Annotated in this window: 14 protein-coding genes; 6 read left to right on the top strand and 8 right to left on the bottom strand. The window is 45.9% G+C overall.

Going from position 1 to position 16887, the window contains the following annotated elements:
* Window positions 1–85 precede the first annotated feature (85 nt).
* The 6 genes from DCM90_RS04875 to DCM90_RS04900 all read right to left on the bottom strand — a co-directional run bounded on the left by DCM90_RS04875 (window position 86) and on the right by DCM90_RS04900 (window position 6260).
* Entirely contained in the window at window positions 86–790 is a 705-nt protein-coding gene (locus DCM90_RS04875; RefSeq protein WP_109250540.1) for a B3/B4 domain-containing protein, read from the bottom strand.
* Between the two features lie 14 nt (window positions 791–804).
* Window positions 805–1125 (bottom strand): DMT family transporter, encoded by a 321-nt coding sequence (locus tag DCM90_RS04880; RefSeq protein WP_109250215.1) that lies wholly within the window; start codon window positions 1123–1125, stop codon window positions 805–807.
* 145 nt (window positions 1126–1270) lie between these two features.
* The gene (locus DCM90_RS04885) at window positions 1271–1660 is read right to left on the bottom strand and encodes a VOC family protein (protein ID WP_109250216.1); all 390 of its coding nucleotides are present in this window, start codon (window positions 1658–1660) and stop codon (window positions 1271–1273) included.
* Window positions 1661–1672: 12 nt separating this feature from the next.
* The gene (locus DCM90_RS04890; RefSeq protein WP_109250217.1) at window positions 1673–2683 is read right to left on the bottom strand and encodes a zinc-dependent alcohol dehydrogenase family protein; all 1011 of its coding nucleotides are present in this window, start codon (window positions 2681–2683) and stop codon (window positions 1673–1675) included.
* A 207-nt stretch (window positions 2684–2890) separates the two neighbouring features.
* Window positions 2891–4357 (bottom strand): GH25 family lysozyme, encoded by a 1467-nt coding sequence (locus DCM90_RS04895; RefSeq protein WP_109250218.1) that lies wholly within the window; start codon window positions 4355–4357, stop codon window positions 2891–2893.
* Between the two features lie 400 nt (window positions 4358–4757).
* A complete protein-coding gene (locus DCM90_RS04900; protein WP_109250219.1) occupies window positions 4758–6260 on the bottom strand; it encodes an AcpB/EbpR/MafR family transcriptional regulator in 1503 nt (500 codons plus the stop codon).
* 255 nt (window positions 6261–6515) lie between these two features.
* Here DCM90_RS04900 and DCM90_RS04905 point away from each other — a divergent pair, with 255 nt between their 5' ends.
* From DCM90_RS04905 to DCM90_RS04925, 5 genes are all read left to right on the top strand, one after another.
* A complete protein-coding gene (locus tag DCM90_RS04905; protein ID WP_109250220.1) occupies window positions 6516–7217 on the top strand; it encodes a WxL domain-containing protein in 702 nt (233 codons plus the stop codon).
* A 98-nt stretch (window positions 7218–7315) separates the two neighbouring features.
* Entirely contained in the window at window positions 7316–8359 is a 1044-nt protein-coding gene (locus tag DCM90_RS04910; protein ID WP_165815215.1) for a WxLIP family cell surface protein, read from the top strand.
* Window positions 8360–8390: 31 nt separating this feature from the next.
* Window positions 8391–8846, top strand: a complete 456-nt coding sequence (locus DCM90_RS04915) for an LPXTG cell wall anchor domain-containing protein (RefSeq protein WP_109250222.1) — start codon at window positions 8391–8393, stop codon at window positions 8844–8846.
* Window positions 8843–11485: a hypothetical protein gene (locus DCM90_RS04920; RefSeq protein WP_109250223.1), complete on the top strand. Its 2643-nt coding sequence runs from the start codon at window positions 8843–8845 to the stop codon at window positions 11483–11485. The genes DCM90_RS04915 and DCM90_RS04920 overlap by 4 nt, the downstream gene beginning before the upstream one ends.
* A 295-nt stretch (window positions 11486–11780) precedes the next feature.
* Window positions 11781–12449 carry a type 1 glutamine amidotransferase gene (locus DCM90_RS04925; RefSeq protein WP_109250224.1) on the top strand — a complete coding sequence of 223 codons (669 nt, stop codon included), beginning with the start codon at window positions 11781–11783 and terminating at the stop codon, window positions 12447–12449.
* 116 nt (window positions 12450–12565) lie between these two features.
* On the opposite strand, the gene DCM90_RS04930 is transcribed toward DCM90_RS04925, so the two are convergent.
* Entirely contained in the window at window positions 12566–13519 is a 954-nt protein-coding gene (locus DCM90_RS04930) for an aldo/keto reductase (protein WP_109250225.1), read from the bottom strand.
* A gap of 176 nt (window positions 13520–13695) precedes the next feature.
* On the opposite strand from DCM90_RS04930, the gene DCM90_RS04935 reads away from it, so the two are divergent.
* Entirely contained in the window at window positions 13696–14433 is a 738-nt protein-coding gene (locus DCM90_RS04935; RefSeq protein WP_109250226.1) for a hypothetical protein, read from the top strand.
* A 359-nt stretch (window positions 14434–14792) separates the two neighbouring features.
* Here DCM90_RS04935 and nagE read toward each other — a convergent pair whose 3' ends face one another.
* The gene (nagE, locus tag DCM90_RS04940; RefSeq protein ID WP_109250227.1) at window positions 14793–16787 is read right to left on the bottom strand and encodes an N-acetylglucosamine-specific PTS transporter subunit IIBC; all 1995 of its coding nucleotides are present in this window, start codon (window positions 16785–16787) and stop codon (window positions 14793–14795) included.
* Window positions 16788–16887: the final 100 nt, after the last annotated feature.

Genomic DNA, 16887 nt, shown 5'->3' on the forward strand with positions numbered 1-16887 from the left:
CTTTTCACGTTGGATTCCTCCCAAATAGTTTCCTCTAAACTAGTATACGGGAAGAAATCCGGCTTGTGACCGTTATTTGAGGAAATTAATTGCGAAACTGAAAGCTAGGGTTGTTCTGACTCAAAATGGCGGATGAAATATCACCACCCACGTACTTGGCTAGTAAGTCACAAAGGGCATTCACGGCGTCCACCAGGTTTTGTTCCCGATCGGGGTTAACGTTTTCTAAAACCAGAATAGCGTTCGTCGTGTCATCCTTTAGCATGGTTCGTTGGCCGTCTCGCCAATTCCAGCATCGACACACGATCGACTCCCCATCTTGGTATACAACCTCACCTGGTAATGCAGGCTCGCTGTCATTTTCACCAAGTGGTTGGAAGTCCTCGCCCCCCTGGGCAATCTTTAAGTGCATATCACCCTTTAACGAATCAATGTTCTCCCCACCCACGGGAATACCATAGGTAAGCGAAACGATGTTATAGAGGTCAACCATTGCGTTAATGCTTGATACGGGTTTCCCCTGCTTAGCCCGCTTCATTAGGGCCTCAATGGATGATCGGGCCCCCTTCTTCGTTTTAAACTTTCGGTAGGCTTCCCGCCAATCCGCCACAATCGGATTGGCACTGATGGGATCCTCTTGAACGTACTTCTGTGCCGTTTGATTGGCTTCTGCTAGCAGACTTTCTGGAACGTCAGCCGTATTATTAACGCCGAGTGCCCGCACAACCCCCACCGTTGTATCGGGAAACAGCTGCCAAAAATCATCATCAATCTTTAATTCTTGTGCCATGGTAATCATCCTTTCTATCCTTGGGTTGTCATCTTCAACCCTATAATACTCACAATCAGTAAAATCATAAAGCCCCAACCCAGCGGGGATAATCGGTCCCCAAATAAAACCAACCCAACGATAATGGAGCCTATCGCCCCAATACCCGTCCAGATGGGGTAGGCTAAACTAATGGGGAGCGTTTTAGTTGCCTGCGCGAGTAAAACAAAGCTGGTTAACGAAACAACAATGGTGATAACGGTCATCGTCACGTTCGTAAATCCCTGGCTCAGTTTCATCGTCGTTGCCCATACCATTTCCAAGAGGCCCGCAACGATTAAATAAACCCAATTCATTTGAATCCCTCCATAAAAAAGCGGGTGCTCCCCATCCGATTCTTTCATTGGCCTAATAGAATCGGTGGAAACACCCTAGTTGTCTTACCCGGCGGCAAGAATTGGTTAAATTATAGGTTTATTATATCAAATCGACGCCCGTTGTCTAGAGGATTTGGCAAAACTCAATCGTTTCGCCGTTGGGGCCGAGAATGTTAAAGTACCGAATGCCATGATCCCAGAAGGTAGGAATGGACTGAATTTCTGATTCCTTCAGGGTTAAACCCATCGTTTGGGCATCCCGAAAGGCGGCCTCGATATTCGTGGTATCCAACGAAAAATGGTTAATGGCGCCCGTCTTCTTAGTAACGGGGTCGCCCTCCCACGTTTCAATGGTCAACGTTCCTAGCCGCAGAAACGCACACCGGTTAGCTCCGTTTTTAAAGAGGCCCGCCTGAACAAACCCTAAGGCTTCGTAAAATCTAATTGTCCGGTCTAAATCATCGGTTGGGATTCCAACGTGTTGGATCCCCGTAATGTCATCCTTAATTGCCATGTGCAGATCCTCCTAGTTTAAGTCGCCACCAACTTTGACAACGGCTTTATTAACGTTTTGCATCTGACCGCTCACAAAGTCCTCCACGTTATCCAACGTGAGTTCCGTGTTAATGAGCGGCAGCGGATTAACCTTTCCACTTTCTAACAGTGCGATGGAGGCCATAAACGTATAGGGATTAATAAAGGATCCCTGAATTTTCAACTGTTTAGCAAAGACATCGTAGGTATTGACCGGGAAGGTTTGGTTGGGAGCGCCAACCCCAAACATCAAGACTTGGGCCCCCTTCTTAGTAGCTGCAATGGCCATCTCTTGGGTTTCCGGCCGCCCCACCGCTTCAATCACAATGTCATACTCTGCTGGAATTTCGTCTCGATAGAGTTCATAGGTCGTGGTGACGTTAAACTGTTTCTGGTTCAGGGCGAGTTTTTCTCGGTTACGCCCCGCCATATCCACCTGACGAACACCGTAGGCTTGCAACACCTGGTTAAACAGTTCTCCTTCAAACCCGTCACCAATGACTAACGCCTTCTGGTAGGGTTCAATGTTCAACAAGTCAACCCCGTGGACCGCACAGGAGAGGGGTTCGATGGTTGCCGCAGCCTTTAGGGACAGACTGGCCGGAACCCGATAAACGACTTTGGCGGGTGCCGTAAAGTACTCTTCAAAGCCCCCGTTTCGGGTTACCCCCACGGCTGATAGATGGTCACATAGTTCCGGCCGGGACGTCAAACAATAAGCACATTCTCCGCAGTAAATGTTAGGGTCAACGGAAACGTGGTCCCCCGGCTTTACATTTTTAACGTCGTCCCCAACGGCTTCCACCACCCCTGAATTTTCGTGACCCAAAACAATTGGGGGCACGGCATCGGCTGACCCCGGTAACCCTTGATAAAGGGCCTTATCCGTGCCGCAGATTCCGGCATACGCTGTTTTAACCAGGACTTCATCCGGTCCAACGCTTGGTCGGTCAATAGTTTCAAGTTCCATTTTTTTCGTTTCAGTAAGAACTAATGCTTTCATGATGAACACCTCTTGTTCTAAAATTAACAAGTTTAGTATAGCATCGTCGTCCCGGAAAAAAAGTTAGTTTCCTCTAGATGAACCGGTTATAAACGCCCCTAACCTCACAAAGTTAGGAATACAATCGGTTGTATTTTCTGTGATTTAATTCACGTAAAATCAAAAAAAAAGATTCGGAAAATTGATTAATTTCCGAATCTTCTTTCATTATTTTAATGAACCTGCGTAAATCCAACCGACCAACTTTCCGTTGTAGTAACAGCGGTAGTATGGGGTTTTCCATCCATACTTCGTTCCCTTACTATCAACGGTCACGGTCTTACCAGCGTAGGCTGCGCTGGCATGTGTAACCTTGATGCTAGCATATTTACTGCCCGTGACGTGATTATAAAACGCGCTAGTAGGTTTATTAACCACCGTCATTGTCTTCTTAGCTGGCTTAGAGTAAGTCACTTGAGAAGCTAAACCGGTATGGTACATCCACCCAATGTTCTTGCCGTTGTAGTAACAACGGTAGTAGATGGCACCCGTACTTGTCCGGGTTCCCTGTGAATCAACGGTGATGTCTTTACCAGCGTAAGTTGAACCATAGTGGGAAATTTTCCGGGAGTACCGGGTATCTCCCGCCACGTGCGTGTAGAAGTTGTGTTCTGGGTTGTTCTTAACGGTAAACTTCGTTGAGGTATGCTTGTAAGTTGCCCCAACACTGTTTGAGTTAGAACTACTATTATCGCTGCTGCTTGAGAAGAACCAGCTCTTTGGCTTACTAGTGTAAACACTGGCATCCACGTTTTGGTTCAGTGAACTGCTGTAGTAGGAATCTGTGTACTGCCATAAAACGTGGGTTGAAGTTGGCTCATTTGATTGGTATGCCGCTAACCAGAAACCGTCGTAGCTCCCAACGGCCTTAGGTGCATATAAATCAACAAACCATTGACCGGAGTATAGGAGGATCTTCCGGTTCCCCGCCAAACTCCGCATTTCCGTGTACCAATTCTTGGTTGCCGTATCCGTTGATCCAGACGAAACCGTTTGGTCTTCGTAATCATTAACGTAGAATGAGGCTTCCGGAGCCCGATTGTAAAGGTCCTTAGCTTCGGTCTTAGCGTCGCTTGGACTTGAATACTGACTGAAGGAGTACACCCCGTAAGGAATGTTGTATTTCTTAACGAGAGCTAAGTTATGGTCAAAAGTCCTATCGTAATAGTCAGACCCATATTGAACCCGTAAGATTACAAACGGAACTTCCTTCTTCAAAGCCTTAGCTTGACTATCGGACATGGACCCCTGCCACTCAGAAATATCTGGTGCCGAATTGGACCGTTGTGTAATGTACCGTCTTAAGGAAAAGGCACTAAACTGCTTGGTCTTCACAATGGAAGAACCCATGGTCCCTTTTTGACTTTTCTTCAACGTTACATCGGCACCCGAACCAGACGTCGAACTTGACTTCGTTGCGGTGTCAGCTGACTTCGTCGCCTTAGCCTTCTGACTGCTTGAAGATGACGACGTCTTTGATGCGCTGGAAGAACTCGAAGTGCTGACGCTGTTCGAAGAACTATCGGCACTAGAACTACTATTGGCAGCCGTTGCGGCACTCGCAACTGGACCACCCAAGACAAAACTACCGGCCATTGTTAGTGCAAGCAATGGCTTAATGTACTTTGAACTCATATTCTTTCTTACCCCAATTCTTTCTTGACTGATATTCAGGGATTCACTCTCTGATTATGTAATGGATCTCTAATTAACTGATACTCGTTTACTCCCTGTCACTTTATATAATAACGACTTATTATGTCAGATATATTTCAAAACGATGTCCATTTGTTAAAAATATTACCGACAGCCGTTGCAATTAGCGACGGGCCCGTGACCGACGTCTTAGGGTACGCCCATTAGTCCAGATTTCATGGTGGTCAGCTTTGCCAGCGTAACCAAGCCATTTTTCCTTCAACCGGATTAATGATGAACGCATCCCTATTTTCATGACTAATCGATCATTGGCATTCTCCGATAATTGGCCGCCAAGCTACGATTGATTAAAATTCATCTTCATACCTCCTTCACCTAGTTATTCTAAGTGTAAATCTTTCATTTCAATTTGGGGTGGGCGACGCTCATGAACTTCCTTTATTCCCTGATCAATTAACCGGGTAATCGCCCGAGCATCCCGCTTAAGGTTAGGGGCACCACTCAGAAGGTACCCTTCTCGGTAGTGAAAGTCCGCTAGTGCTGCCCGAGTGTCCGTTACCAAAAGATCGTAGCGCTGGTCCGGCTTAGCAACTTCCCACTGAACCGTTTTCCCCAGGTGGGAGAAGTCTTTTAAGCTTGTCAATAGGGACTGGGCAGCTAAATAATTCGCTGCTGAATAAATGCCCACTTTCAAAGTTAAGGGTGAAAAACGTTTAATCGATTCAATACAGAATTGAATGATACTACTTAAGTTATCGGCTTGGTCCGCCGTCAGACGAACCCCCAATTGGTCTTGCGTAGCCGCTAAAATATGAGCAACTAGTCGTTTATCGGCTATGGAAAGAGGCAGCGTCAACGGTGGTTGGTAATAGTTTCTTTTATAGAAGAAAACCATTCCCGAAAATAAATAAAAGCGGGTATTTAATTGGTTGAGGGTCTGCATCCAGTTACGAATTAACGTTGACTCCAACCTGTCCAACGTGAGTTCATACTGTTCTTGCCCCACTGCTAAGACGGTCTGCATGGTCTGTCGGACCTTTTTCAATGGTGACGGCATTAAGAGCTGGTCCGTCTGGGCACTGGGGGTTAACACTAACTGGGTCGTTAAAAACAGGTAGCAGAAAAGCGCCTGAGTCCGGCCGAACCCCCGCGCCACTAATCGGTTGATGATCGGTTGATCCTGGAGTTCTTCTAATATCGAATCTGATAACGACTGGTTGGGCTGCTCTATCGGGTAGTGATTAATAACCGCTAGCCATAAATACAGCCGCAGCTGCTCCGAGTGAGCGAGCTGAACGTTGATTGCCGCTTCCACTTGGTGAACCAGTTGCCATACCGTAGCCTTCGTAAGCTGCCGCTCTAACTCCTCCACCGGAACCGAATTCCAATAAAATTCGTAGTAAAAGTAACAGACCTGCAGGCTGGTCCCCTCAATGTTCGTTCCAGTAATTTGGATTTTAAATTCACGCAATCGCTGGTTAATGCACGTTAAGCGGCGGTAGACCACCGGCTCGCTTATTAAAAGATCCCGGGTCAAGAAATCCATTGTGTAATTAGGTTGAAAAAAAACATCATGAATCAACCGGTAGTTTGGTGATTCTTTAAGGTATGAGTAGTATAGCTGGGCAATATCTGCATCTGCCTGACATTTAAGTGCCAGGTACTTAGTCCGGCCCCGGCGCGACTCCACGATCTGTATCCCGATATCTAATTCTGAGAGACGTTGGATTAATTGGCTCAAGTTGGTGTTGAAGAGAAAACGCGTAATTTTTTGACGCTCCATCAGGGTTTTCTCAGCAATTTCACTCTCTTGATCCAATAGTTCATGAATGATATGAACCTGGATTTGATCATTTTTTTCCAAAATATCAAATAAGTTCATTTTTACGTGCTCACCTAATTACACTATTTAGTTACCCCCATCTTATCTTAAATCTAGTTGGTTTCCTATCATTTCACGCCCGATTTTTTCTTAGGCCATTAATTATCACATTTTTAATCATAACGATTAAATTTTAGATAGTGTCCATTTCCTCCCTCAACGGACACACCTGTCATAATCGGTGCGTGGAAGGGCAATTTCACCCGATCCACGGTTTGATTGTCACATTGTTAATAATAAAGGGAGGAATTCTTTATGAAAAAGGGAATTGTACCAACGCTATTAGTCTCAGCCATTATGCTTGGTGGTGTGGGTGTTACCACTTTGGGGGCCACTAACCATTCGACTGCTAACGCCGCAGAATCATCCGATTCTGCTTCCGGTTCAGCAGACATTTCATTTACAGCTAACACGAGTTCAACTACCCCATCCGGACCATCGGATAGTGGCGATTCAAGTAACAACGGGACTGGTGATGCTGGTCCATTATCGCTTGATTACGTCCCAAACCTCCACTTCGGGACTCACCCCGTTGAAGGAACGAATACTTACAACGTAACAAATAATAACCCTTACGTCCAAGTCACCGACAATACCGGTTTGAAAAAGGGTTGGAACGTCACTATGGCCTACACCGAATTTGCTAACGGGGCTAACAAGTTAGCTGGAACCAAGATGGACTTTGCGGGTTCTAAGGCCACGCTAACTAACCCATCAAACCCATCAAACTCAAGTAACGCTGGCGCACCAACCGTATCTGACGCAAGTGTTGATCCAGCAACCCCAACTAACATGGCGACTGCTCAAGCTGGTAACGGGGTTGGCACTTGGGACATGGTTTACGCCGGCCCATCAGACGATAACCCTAACATTAAGTTGACGGTTAACGGCGATGAAACGGTTGGTTCCTACACCAGCACCATGACATGGAACTTAACAGCCGGTCCTACAGCTTAATTCGACTTAATGAAAAAGAGCAGGCGGCTTCGCGCTGCTCTTTTTTTCAAAAAAACGTTTATTCAATTCTATTTTGAAACGGAAGGTTGACGATGATCATGACCAAGAAAGGAAAGTGGTTGGCAGCAGTCGCCCTATTAGTGGGATTTACCCTCCCAACTACAGCACTAGCTGCTAAAGATCAGGGAAATCAGCCTGGTGGATTCCAAGTCCAGGCCGAAATTCCCAAAAACCAAATTGATAAGAAAGTAACCACCTACTACGACTTAAAGGTAAAACCGAATGAATCCGGTACCCTATATTTGAACGTCCAAAATCAACTGGATAAGACGGCCACCTATAAAATCGCTTTAAATCCGGCCTTCACCAGTAATGCCGGGGCAATTACGTACAATAATAATAGTCGTAAGCTTGATCCCTCAATGCCATTTAATTTGCGCAACTACGCAACGGTTTCGCAGCAAAATCTGACATTGAAGGCGGGGCAAGGTAAACGAATTGCAGTTAAGTATCGCATGCCGAACAAACCATTTAACGGAATTGTCCTGGGCGGTGTCACGGTCACGAAAAACCTAACGGACGCGGATAAAAAGAATAATATTCGCAACCAGGTTTCATACTCCGTGGCAACCGAATTCCAAGAATCAACGCAGCCCGTTAAATCGGCACTCGTATTAAACTCCGTTAAAGCCTCAGCTAATAATGCTGAACCAACCGTTGAGCTGAATATTCAAAATCCAATGAGTAAAATAGAAAGCCAACTCAAACTTAAAACCACCATTTATAAAGGTGACAAAAAGTTATTAGTTAACAATTCCACTCGAACGATGCAAATTGCCCCGAATACGAACATGACCTACATGGTGCGTAACGATAACCACCGGATGGAGCCAGGTTCCTATAAGGCGGTCATTGATGCAACGACTAAGGGTGGACATTGGCATTGGGTACGTCATTTCACGGTAACTCAGAAGCAAGCTAGTCAAATTAATAACAACTCCTACTTCCCACAAAAGACACCGTGGTATGAAACAATTTGGTTCTTCTTATCAATCATCGCCCTTCTCCTCTTGATTATCGTGGTTCTCCTCTACCACCGCTACCGAAAGAATAGAAGTCAAGGTAAACATTCACGCGATTAATTGATTCAATCTCGTAAAGGGGGGCAAAAAAATGACTCATTTGAATAAATTTTTAGCTCTGGCGCCCCTGGTTGCCATTTTAGCGGTGAGTTCACCATCAACGCCCACCGCTAACGCTGCTGATGCCAGCGCAACCGGTCAGGCTACAATCACCTTTACTCAGTCAACCTCAAGCTCAGGATCCCAAACTCCGGGGCCCGATGGTTCTGGGGGGTCAACTACGGGGCCTGGCAACGTTAGTAATCAAAATCCGTCAGGCACTGGAGATAATAATGGCAATGGCACAACCGGAACCGGGAAAGAAGGTTCCGGAATATCCACCCAGCCAGCATCAAATTCAGGTACCACAGATAATAGCGGATTGACGGGCAGCCTGCCCCAAACATCCGATGCCGTTAACCTGTTGGCAAGCATCATTGGGCTTGAACTGATTTTATCTGTACTTCTTATCATCGGGGCCAAAAGAAAGAAGGCGCACAGCAAATGAAACCCTTTAAACATATTGAACCTGTTTTAACCGGTCTTGCTGCCTTCGTCCTTTTTTCGGCGACACCAATCTGCGCTATTACGGATGCTTACGTTCAAAATAATCGGTATGCGGATGCGGTCGAAATTACCAAGCAGCAAAAAAAACAGAGCCAGTCGTCCGATTCCACTGCATCCGTGTCAACTCCAGCCAAATCTTCAACATCATCGGCCAATTCAACAGCTAGTTCAAAATCTGATGTCACAGAAGCAACTAAATCAACAACATCAAGCAAGAACCAGACTGCTGCAGAAAAAGTTGTGAACGCTAAAATTCAGCCGTTAACTGAAGCCCAGGTTAAAAAGATGAGTAGCAAAGAATTGCGTGCAAAGTTCATGCAAAATGCCACTAAACTGGTCCAACTGGCCAAAAACGACCCCGACATTAAAAAGATGACCCAGGCTAACGCTAAAAGTTCTCGCACAGCCGGAAAAAGTTCTCGGGCTTTTAGTGCCGGAATTAGCGTTGCCCAATCACCGACCGTTAAACCAACCATGCCAGCACCAGGGACGGATTCATCTGCCGCATCTCTAGTGGGAAATAATTATAATACGTATACACCAGCTAGTTCTAGTGTTCCTTGGAAGGGTGGGACCTTTAACTTTACGTGGAAGGACACGGTAACTTTACAGTCATCAACAATCTTATCGTTCTTGACGAACCCCGGACAAGCTCTATCTGAAATTTCAACCGGGATTGGTTTCCGGGCCGTCGTTACCCTCCCATGGAATTTTACGGCCACCCAAGTTATTAATTCTATGGATAAAAACAACACCATTCTTTATGGTAATAACCAAAAAAATGGTATGGCCTCATCCACAGGTACCGGTCAGACTGGTTCTGAGTTGAACATGGTCAGTCTGTCACAATATGGGATCGGTTTTAAGACCGATCCTAATTCTGAACAACGGCTGCTAGTGCAACTTTATAGTACAACAGGTGGAAATTTTAATGCGGACTTTGTTAGTTTGCTTACCAGTTGGATCGGTGGCTTCGGGGACGCGTGGTTTAATCAATTAAGTAATACAACGGCCAATTTACCGTTAACCCTAAACGCGCCCATTAGTATTGGCGGGCTATCCAATAATGCTACTAGTAGCTCGTATTTTCAGGGGGATCCCACCCCGAACCACGTGTTAACCGACCAAATGTTATCCCCTAGTCCCAGCAAAAAATTACCCTTTGTCGTTAACTTCTTTGGATCTTCGGATTTAAACTCTGATTTTTCTTATGACCCATCTAAGTTAGGAACAAACGGCACCAATGCCACAGGCTATAATATTCCAACTTGGAACACTTATATTTCACCCTTTGACAGTAAAAACGTATTAAACACGTCAACCGAAGCCTTTCAGGAAGTAACTGGTATTACTGCCACCCTACCCGAATCTGGCATCGGCTGGAACAACCGAATTATGACGTACAACAAATACACCGCTGCTACGGTACCACCAACGAGTGCCGGTATTGTCAACCGGTTTGGTCGACTCGTTAACTTCTTCAAGATGCCTGCTGTGGTGTCAACTATGGGTAGCAACCTAGATGCTAGCACGATCGCAGATGGTTCGGCTACGACCAACCTAACAACGACGGCGCCAAGCGTTAGCGGCAATGACTTAGCCTCCTCGCCCCAAACTATTACGTGGAGCGGTAAAGATGGTGGTGGCACGGCCCTCAACCCAGTTTCATCCCAGTTAGTTCAATCAAAGGCCCCTAACTATACTGGCCAAATGACCCTTCAAAACACCACTGCTAACGGCACAGCAGGAACCTCAATTTCGGCAAACAAGGGGGATACCATCAAAGTATCGGGTTCTTTCACGGATTCGACCGACAACAATACGTTGTTAGATGGCAAACTGGTGATCAGCATCCCCGATTCCCTAACGTATGTTCCGTCCGCTGGAGTCACCGTTACTTTAAACGGTAAGTCCTACACGTACACAAACGCAACGGTCTCGGGCGGAAAAATCACCGTGGATTTATCTAGTGCGATGTCATCTGCTGGGCTGTCCTCCATTACGGGGTCAACCAAAATTGGGGTCGCCTACCAAGGAACGGCACAGTATAATTCTGCCGACCAATCCACAACGGTTCCGGGAATTCAATTGTCTGGTAAGGGGACCGGTGATCCATCAGATGTTACGTTAGCAACCACTAATACTGGTAGTTTAACCGTGACAAACATCGTCTACAGCTATGGAATCGTAAGTGCTCCAAATGTTGATTTTGGTGTGCATCCCGTAACGGGAAGTATATCCAAGTATCAACCAACTGATAGCACGTTAGCCCTATCCATGTTTGATAACTACACGACCGTTCAAGGTTGGCAGTTAAACCTGTCGTCCACCACGTTCACAGATGGCAACAATAAGACCCTTTCAGGCGCCCTAGCCTTTGACGGTCACGCCATTACCAATACGCCGACGACGGTTTACACCAATACCACAACCCATAACGGGGCCTTCACCATTCCAATTTCCAGCAACAGTTCAGAAGGCGGATTAACGTACCAGACTAATCCGAACGATAATGTCGATACCAACTCGACCTATCATGCAACGCTAAACTGGAATATTTCGAACGGCCCAACGAGTTAACTAAAACAAGCGCTGACTTTTAGAAGTCGGCGCTTGTTTTAGTTAATTCGAGATCCACCAGTTATAAGTTTGGTGTATGGTTTGTCATGAGCCACTCATAACCAAAATAGCGTTAGTTTCCCCCGCAGTTGGAGCACTCAATCTTATGTACCGGACAATTGATTATGATTCTTATTAATCGTTCAAGTTGGTCGGATTAACTGATGGTGCTATACTACTTAATATACTAAGGGTAATTGCAGGCGAAACCCGTATAAAATTGCCGTTGACACTTTTTAGTGTGGAAAGGTTTTTTATGCGTATTAATATATTACAGCACACTCCTAATGAAGGTCCTGGTTCACTCTTAGAGTGGGCACAGGCTAATGGACATCAAACTTTCGTGTATCACCCCTATCATTTTGGTTATTTGCCCACCGCCGAGGAAACCGATATGTTGTTTATTCTGGGTGGGCCAATGAATCCTAACACTGATTTACCATGGATTAAAAAAGAACGCCAATTGATTCAGGAACTTTTAGACAAGGATGCGCCAATGCTAGGCGTATGTTATGGAGCACAGCAGATCGCTAAAACGTTAGGCTGTCAAATTTCAGAAGCGCCCGCAAAAGAAGTTGGGTGGGCACCAGTCTATCGTAAAAGTAAAATAGTGCCAGGTCTACCGGAAAAACTATTAGTGTTACATTGGCATGAAGATATGTTTGAGATTCCCAAACATGCCGACCTACTATTTTCCAGCAATGACGTCCGAAACCAAGGTTTTATAATGAATCATCGGATTGTGGGGTTGCAATTCCACCTTGAACCTCAAGCGGATAACGTTCGAGAAATGGTTGTTAACGACTTCCCTTACATTGAAAATTCAGTACTTAACCAGTCAGCCGCTGATATTTTGAAGACCCCCGTCCCGGAAGAAAATAAAAAAACAATGTTTAAAATTTTAAATTATATTACCGGGGATTAAACCAACGGTCATTAACACTAATTAACTTAGAAATCAAAAATAGAGAGCATAACCAACAATTGGTCATGCTCTCTATTTTTTGTCTATGAACCGACCAGCTATGTCCTAGTAGTCGTTTATGGTAGATCATTTCCAGCGGCAAAGTAGACGTCATACCATTCCTGCTTCGTAAGTTCAACGTCCGCTCCGGCAGCACTATCCGAAATATGAGCAGGGGTCATGGTTCCTAAGATAACCTGAATGTTAGCGGGATGCCGAACAATCCAGGACGTGGCAATTCCATTTTTAGAAACGTGGTACTTATCGGCTAGTTTCTGCAATTCTTCATTTAGTACCTTAAACTTTGGATTATCGATAAAGGTTCCCTCAAACATTCCGTACTGGAACGGTGACCAAGCCTGAATGGTGATCCCCTTTAACCGGCAATAATCTAAAATTCCTCCGTCATGATCAATACTCCGATCGTCCGCAATGTTGACGTGAATTCCCTGATCGACCATTCCAGTATGCATAATGCTGAACTGGAGCTGATCAATCAACAGCCGTTGACTGCAGGCCGATTGCACGAGTTCAACCTGTTGGGGATTAAAGTTTGACACCCCAAAATGCCGGACTTTGCCAGTTAACTGGAGTTCGTCAAACGCAGCAGCCACTTCATCCGGTTCCATTAAAGCATCCGGCCGATGTAGTAAAAAGGTATCCAAATAGTCAATGTTCATCCGGCTTAAGATCCCATCGACCGCGTCTAAAAGATGCTGTTTTGAAAAGTCGTAACGTTGGCCAAAAACAAAGCTGCCATGACTCCGATTCGGGTCAATTACAATGCCGCCCTTGGACTGAATGTAAAAATCATCCCGGTTAAGATTGGAGGCCTTCATAGCGGAGGCAAAAACCTCTTCTGACTTCCCCTGCCCGTAGATATCTGCAGAATCAATGTAGTTGATTCCCGCATCATGAGCCGCTTCGAGGGTCCTTGCAGCGTCATCAGCACTTAAAGCTTCCATGCGCATGATGCCCAGCGCAACAGCTGAAACCCGCCAGTTAGTGTTACCCATTTTAAGTTGTTTCATAACTAACCTCCTAAAAAAGTCACCTATTGTTATCGACACCCTTATTTTACAACTTCGACCATAGTCGAGCACAAGGAGTGCCCCGCAAATTTATCGAATTTTTCGAAGTGCTTTTAATTCGAAATCGCCTAAGGATGTTCTATACTGGGTTTAAATCGCATAGGGGGATGCATAATATGAAAAAGGAACTGACAGGAATCGCCATCATTGCACTAGGTTTGGGGTTAACAGGATGTGGGATGGGTGGCCAAAACGCAGCCGTAAAACTAACCACAACTAAATCAACGGTTACACCCAATGGGGCAGCCGCCAAAGTAAGCGGGAAGGCCACACCAAAGTCAACCATTCACTATACGTTAAACGGCAAGCAGTCAAAAACGGTTAAGGTCAAAAAATCGGGAACCTATAAGATATACGTGACCCCAAAAACCACGGCCCAAACTGTTAAATTAACGGCCAAAATCAACCATAAATCGTCTAAGACTAAAAAGGTAGATATTAAAGCTGCTAAACCGTTGACGAAGTACACCACCTTTGCAACGGCTTATAATACGGCAATCAAAAAGGCCAATGGTTCTCAAACGATCGATACCACGGGTAAAATTGGTCGGTACCATGTGGGCAGCGACACCCAGCCGATTTCCGTAACCACCACTAAGAACGGTGATTTATTGGGGGTCTCGGATTCTATGAAGGACAAACGCAATCGAACTTTATATGAGCAACAGGTAACCGCCGCTGGTCAAGCCTTTGGGTTCACGGATAAGGAAGCTAAATCACTGCTAACCCGGTCCGAAAAAACACCTAAAAAGGCCTACATGGCAACCCATAAAAACATCCGAATGGAAATTAAAACCACGAAAACTAACGGCAACGAAAAAATTGTGACCACCTTCTCGCACCACGGAGCTTAATGTATAATCTAAGTTTAAAAACAATAACGGGTTTGAGATACTAGGCCCGCTTCGCTTAAAAAATACGACTCTTGCAGCATAGTCCGAAAGTATCCTTAATAGGATGCTTTCGGACTGGTAGTGACGGGAGAGGGTGTGGAACCGCTCGGTAGATCTTGAGGCTTAACGGGGTTCATCGAAAAATGCTGATCTTAGGTATTATTCAATGACCTGGTTAAACGCAGAGAGCTGAGCGGTGGAACCCGACTAAAGACAGACCACAACCAAATAAAGCGGGGGACCAAATCCGATCAAAATGCAATCGAACCTGGTCCCCCGCTTTATTTGGCATGGTCTAAACGTCTTATATCCCAGCCTCGTTATTTTGTTGTCACCGAACCAACCGTTTGGTCCTGAGTCACATCACCGTCGATGTCTAAGTGCAAATCGCTAACTTGGTCCATGTTAGTAACGACAACTTCCACCGTCGTCTGTTTACCAGCTGATTTAACCTGATCTAAATCCATGGTTGCCAGAACGTCGCCGTGATGAACTTGGTCATTTGCCTTCACTTGAACGTCGAACGGCTTGCCGTTTAATTCAACGGTGTCCAACCCCATGTGAACTAAAACTTCTAACCCTGAGTCGGTCTTTAAACCAATAGCGTGCTTCGTTGGGAAGACAACCGTCACCGTTCCATCGATTGGCGAAACAATGGTGTTGTCGCTGGGTTCAATCGCAAACCCGTCCCCGATCATCTTTTGGGCAAAGGTGTCGTCAGCAACATCCGTGATATTAACGAACTGGCCGTTAGCGACACTATGCAAGTCGGTCGTGACCGCTGGCTTTTCCCCGATTGCTTCGGCATCCAGCTTTTCGTCTTCCTTAGCTGGATTATCCGTTGAGATGGTTAAGTCAGACAATGGAACCCCGGCATTATACAGTTTTGCGAGGGCTTCATCTACGAACTGGACGTCAGTTCCGATAATAACCTGCAAGTTGGTCTTATCCACCGTGTTAACACCGGCAACCCCAGCCTTTTTCAGGGCCTTTTCGTTAATCTTGCCCGTATCCTTTAACTGGAGGCGTAACCGTGTGGCACAGCTATCAACTAACGAAATATTATCCTTACCACCAATGGCAATGTAAATCTTCTTCGCCTTGGTCATATACTTATCGTCATTCTCACTGTTCTGCAGTTCAATGGCCCCATCGCCATCGTCTGCCTCTACCGGTTCGCGCCCCGGCGTCATTAAGTTGAATTTCTTAATCGCAAAGTCAAACCCAAAGTAGTAAATCGCAGCCATGACTAATCCCTGAACGAGCAGCATATAGGGCTTATCGGCTAACGGTAAGTGGAAACTTAACACGTAATCGACTAGACCAGCTGAGAAGGCAAACCCGGCGATCCAGTGCATGGCAGCGGCAAACGCCATTGATAAACCGGTAAAGATGGCGTGAAGCAAGTAGAGCGGCCATGCGACAAACATAAAGGAGAACTCAAGGGGTTCCGTAACCCCCGTAAAGAATGATGCAACTCCGGCCCCTAACATGAGGGAAGCCGTTTCCTTTTTCCGTTCTGGAAGTGCGTTTTTGTAAATTGCGTAAGCCCCAGCTGGCAGCCCAAACATCATAATTGGGTAGAAGCCGGCTTGGTACATCCCGGTAACCCCCTTCGTTCCGTGACCGGACCAGAAGTTACCAATATCGTTAATTCCCGCCACATTGAACCAGAAGACCGAGTTTAAGGCTTGGTGCAGCCCGGTTGGAATTAATAACCGGTTAAAGAAGCCGTATAAGCCAGCTCCAAGGGCCCCTAACCCAACCATAAACTTACCAAAGGCAACTAAGGCTTCGTATACGGGTGGCCATGCAAAGAGGAGGATCGCGGATAATGCGAGCATCACGATCGATGCCAGAATTGGCACTAAGCGTTTGCCACTGAAAAAGGACAGTGCCATCGGCAGCTTAACTTCGTGGAATTTGTTATATAATCCCGCCGCGATCAGACCGGCAATAATACCGATTAAGACGTTGGACTTAATGGCAGTGAACGCTGGATCTACGTTGGCAACCGTAGTGTGGTAATAGGTCGCAACCTGCACGGGATCCAAGACAAACATAGGAACCAGTAAGGCAACCAGCCCTGCTAACGCTGCGGCACCAGATTTATCCACAGACATTCCGAGAGCTAGCCCAACGGCAAATAAAGTGGGTAAATTACCTAGAATGGCATTGGCTCCCGCTTGTAAGAAGAGCGCAAACGCCCAGGTTGATGGTAATGCATGCCCGATCCCCATTAATAGTGCCGCTGCTGGCAAGGTTGCAACAGGCAGCATCAATGACCGACCCATACGCTGTAAGTATGTTTTCATTATGTGTTCCTCCTAAGTATAGAGTAAGGTAGATTAATCATTCGATCCGCTGACGGTGACCAAGCAAACGTCCGTAATAAAATAATACCAATGTAAATGT

The organism is Levilactobacillus bambusae, from assembly GCF_003124125.1.
Lineage (GTDB): Bacteria > Bacillota > Bacilli > Lactobacillales > Lactobacillaceae > Levilactobacillus > Levilactobacillus bambusae.

Excerpts from the sequence above, each read along its gene's own strand:
- nagE (WP_109250227.1), bottom strand. The coding sequence starts at position 16,787 with ATGAAAACATACTTACAGCGTATGGGTCGGTCATTGATGCTGCCTGTT.
- DCM90_RS04890 (WP_109250217.1), bottom strand. The coding sequence starts at position 2,683 with ATGAAAGCATTAGTTCTTACTGAAACGAAAAAAATGGAACTTGAAACT.
- DCM90_RS04905 (WP_109250220.1), top strand. The coding sequence starts at position 6,516 with ATGAAAAAGGGAATTGTACCAACGCTATTAGTCTCAGCCATTATGCTT.
- DCM90_RS04910 (WP_165815215.1), top strand. The coding sequence starts at position 7,316 with ATGACCAAGAAAGGAAAGTGGTTGGCAGCAGTCGCCCTATTAGTGGGA.
- DCM90_RS04880 (WP_109250215.1), bottom strand. The coding sequence starts at position 1,125 with ATGAATTGGGTTTATTTAATCGTTGCGGGCCTCTTGGAAATGGTATGG.
- DCM90_RS04930 (WP_109250225.1), bottom strand. The coding sequence starts at position 13,519 with ATGAAACAACTTAAAATGGGTAACACTAACTGGCGGGTTTCAGCTGTT.
- DCM90_RS04935 (WP_109250226.1), top strand. The coding sequence starts at position 13,696 with ATGAAAAAGGAACTGACAGGAATCGCCATCATTGCACTAGGTTTGGGG.
- DCM90_RS04875 (WP_109250540.1), bottom strand. The coding sequence starts at position 790 with ATGGCACAAGAATTAAAGATTGATGATGATTTTTGGCAGCTGTTTCCC.
- DCM90_RS04885 (WP_109250216.1), bottom strand. The coding sequence starts at position 1,660 with ATGGCAATTAAGGATGACATTACGGGGATCCAACACGTTGGAATCCCA.
- DCM90_RS04920 (WP_109250223.1), top strand. The coding sequence starts at position 8,843 with ATGAAACCCTTTAAACATATTGAACCTGTTTTAACCGGTCTTGCTGCC.
- DCM90_RS04900 (WP_109250219.1), bottom strand. The coding sequence starts at position 6,260 with ATGAACTTATTTGATATTTTGGAAAAAAATGATCAAATCCAGGTTCAT.
- DCM90_RS04895 (WP_109250218.1), bottom strand. The coding sequence starts at position 4,357 with ATGAGTTCAAAGTACATTAAGCCATTGCTTGCACTAACAATGGCCGGT.
- DCM90_RS04925 (WP_109250224.1), top strand. The coding sequence starts at position 11,781 with ATGCGTATTAATATATTACAGCACACTCCTAATGAAGGTCCTGGTTCA.
- DCM90_RS04915 (WP_109250222.1), top strand. The coding sequence starts at position 8,391 with ATGACTCATTTGAATAAATTTTTAGCTCTGGCGCCCCTGGTTGCCATT.